Genomic DNA, 3,212 nt, shown 5'->3' with positions numbered 1-3,212 from the left:
TAGCGTGGCAGCGCCCTACCCTCGCAGGCAGTCTCCCACCAACTACTCTCGGCGCTAAGAAGCTTAACTTCTGTGTTCGGCATGGATACAGGTGTATCCTTCTTGCTACCGCCACCACACTACTTTCCTTTGAAAAAGCTCTCGCTCTCTCAAAACTGGATCCTATTCAACTGCTCTAACCGTTACTTCACTGACCTTTGGTCAAGCCCTCGACCGATTAGTACTGGTCCGCTCCATCTATCACTAGACTTCCACTCCCAGCCTATCTACCTCATCATCTCTGAGGGGTCTTACTAACTTATGTTATGGGAAATCTCATCTCGAGAGGGGCTTCACACTTAGATGCTTTCAGCGTTTATCCCGTCCATACATAGCTACCCAGCTCTGCGCCTGGCGGCACAACTGGTACACCAGCGGTATGTCCATCCCGGTCCTCTCGTACTAAGGACAGCTTCTCTCAAATTTCCTACGCCCGCGACGGATAGGGACCGAACTGTCTCACGACGTTCTGAACCCAGCTCGCGTACCGCTTTAATGGGCGAACAGCCCAACCCTTGGGACCAACTTCAGCCCCAGGATGCGATGAGCCGACATCGAGGTGCCAAACCTTCCCGTCGATGTGGACTCTTGGGGAAGATAAGCCTGTTATCCCCAGGGTAGCTTTTATCCGTTGAGCGATGGCCCTTCCATACGGTACCACCGGATCACTAAGTCCGACTTTCGTCCCTGCTCGACTTGTCTGTCTCGCAGTCAAGCTCCCTTTTACCTTTACACTCTACGAATGATTTCCAACCATTCTGAGGGAACCTTTGAGCGCCTCCGTTACACTTTAGGAGGCGACCGCCCCAGTCAAACTGCCCACCTGACACTGTCTCCCGCCACGTGAGTGGCGCGGGTTAGAATGTTCATAAAACAAGGGTAGTATCCCACCATTGCCTCCGTAGAAACTAGCGTCCCTACTTCTTCGGCTCCTACCTATCCTGTACATGTTTTACAAACACTCAATATCAAGCTACAGTAAAGCTCCATGGGGTCTTTCCGTCCTGTCGCGGGTAACCCGCATCTTCACGGGTAATATAATTTCACCGAGTCTATCGTTGAGACAGTGCCCAAATCATTACGCCTTTCGTGCGGGTCGGAACTTACCCGACAAGGAATTTCGCTACCTTAGGACCGTTATAGTTACGGCCGCCGTTTACTGGGGCTTCAATTCGTACCTTCGGTTTACACCTAAGCACTCCTCTTAACCTTCCAGCACCGGGCAGGCGTCAGCCCCTATACGTCATCTTTCGATTTTGCAGAGACCTGTGTTTTTGATAAACAGTTGTTTGGGCCTATTCACTGCGGCTGACCTTGCGGTCAGCACCCCTTCTCCCGAAGTTACGGGGTCATTTTGCCGAGTTCCTTAACGATAGTTCACTCGCTCACCTTAGGATACTCTCCTCGACTACCTGTGTCGGTTTGCGGTACGGGTCCTTTGTTTCTCGCTAGAAGCTTTTCTTGACAGTGTGACATCAGTCGCTTCGCTACTTAAATTTCGCTCCCCATCATAACTTGTCCTTAATGAAAATAAGCATTTAACTCATCTTCAGACTTGTTACTTGGACATGCTTTTCCAGTCGCATGCTCGACTTAGCCTCCTGTGTCCCTCCATCACTCAAACGAAACAAAGAAGTGCAGGAATCTCGACCTGCTTGCCATCGACTACGCCTTGCGGCCTCGCCTTAGGTCCCGACTAACCCTGGGAGGACGAGCCTTCCCCAGGAAACCTTAGTCATTCGGTGGATCAGATTCTCACTGATCTTTCGCTACTCATACCGGCATTCTCACTTCTAAGCGCTCCACTAGTCCTTACGATCTAGCTTCACCGCCCTTAGAACGCTCTCCTACCACACACCCTTACGGGTGCATCCACAGTTTCGGTACTATGCTTAGCCCCGGTACATTTTCGGCGCAGAGTCACTCGACTAGTGAGCTATTACGCACTCTTTGAATGGTGGCTGCTTCTGAGCCAACATCCTAGTTGTCTGCGCAACTCCACATCCTTTTCCACTTAGCATAGATTTGGGGACCTTAACTGGTGATCTGGGCTGTTTCCCTTTCGACTACGGATCTTATCACTCGCAGTCTGACTCCCGAGGACTAGATCAATGGCATTCGGAGTTTATCTGGATTCAGTAACCCTTGACGGGCCCCTAGTCCAAACAGTGCTCTACCTCCATGATCCTAGCCTCGAGGCTAGCCCTAAAGCTATTTCGGAGAGAACCAGCTATCTCCAAGTTCGTTTGGAATTTCACCGCTACCCACACCTCATCCCCGCATTTTTCAACATGCGTGGGTTCGGTCCTCCAGTGCGTTTTACCACACCTTCAACCTGGACATGGGTAGGTCACTTGGTTTCGGGTCTACATCCTCATACTTAACGCCCTATTCAGACTCGCTTTCGCTATGGCTCCGTCTTTTCAACTTAACCTCGCATGAAAACATAACTCGCCGGTTCATTCTACAAAAGGCACGCCATTACCCATTAACGGGCTTTGACTACTTGTAGGCACACGGTTTCAGGATCTATTTCACTCCCCTCCCGGGGTGCTTTTCACCTTTCCCTCACGGTACTGGTTCACTATCGGTCACTAGGTAGTATTTAGCCTTGGGAGATGGTCCTCCCAGCTTCCGACCAAATTTCTCGTGTTTGGCCGTACTCAGGATCCAAAACGGAGGGTACCAGTTTTTGTCTACGAGGCTCTCACTCTCTTTAGCGCAGCTTCCCATCTGCTTCGACTAACTGATACTTTTGTAACTCCATGTGTTTTGTCCTACAACCCCAATAAGCAAGCTCATTGGTTTGGGCTGTTTCCCGTTCGCTCGCCGCTACTGAGGAAATCGATTTTCTTTCTCTTCCTGCAGGTACTGAGATGTTTCAGTTCCCCACGTTTGTCTCAACTTAGCTATGTATTCACTAAGCTGTAATCATCCTACGGATGATTGGGTTGCCCCATTCGGAAATCTCCGGATCATTGCTTACTTACAGCTCCCCGAAGCATATCGGTGTTCGTCCCGTCCTTCGTCGACTCCTAGTGCCAAGGCATTCACCGTGCGCCCTTTATAACTTGACCTGTGAAAACTGACGTTTTCTTGGTCTTCGACAATTGCTTGTCGTGTGTTTCTCGGTTATTACAGTTTCATAGTATCCAGTTTTCAAAGAACGAGTT

Annotated in this window: 2 rRNA genes; both read right to left on the bottom strand. The window is 50.1% G+C overall.

Going from position 1 to position 3,212, the window contains the following annotated elements:
* Positions 1 to 2: 2 nt before the first annotated feature.
* Positions 3 to 119, bottom strand: a 5S ribosomal RNA gene (gene rrf, locus FC15_RS02720).
* 78 nt (positions 120 to 197) lie between these two features.
* Positions 198 to 3,116: ribosomal RNA gene (locus FC15_RS02715) — 23S ribosomal RNA — on the bottom strand.
* Positions 3,117 to 3,212: the final 96 nt, after the last annotated feature.

Source organism: Lapidilactobacillus concavus DSM 17758 (assembly GCF_001435835.1).
In the GTDB taxonomy this organism is placed as follows: Bacteria; Bacillota; Bacilli; order Lactobacillales; family Lactobacillaceae; genus Lapidilactobacillus; species Lapidilactobacillus concavus.
This window is presented reverse-complemented; position numbering and strand designations above follow the sequence as displayed.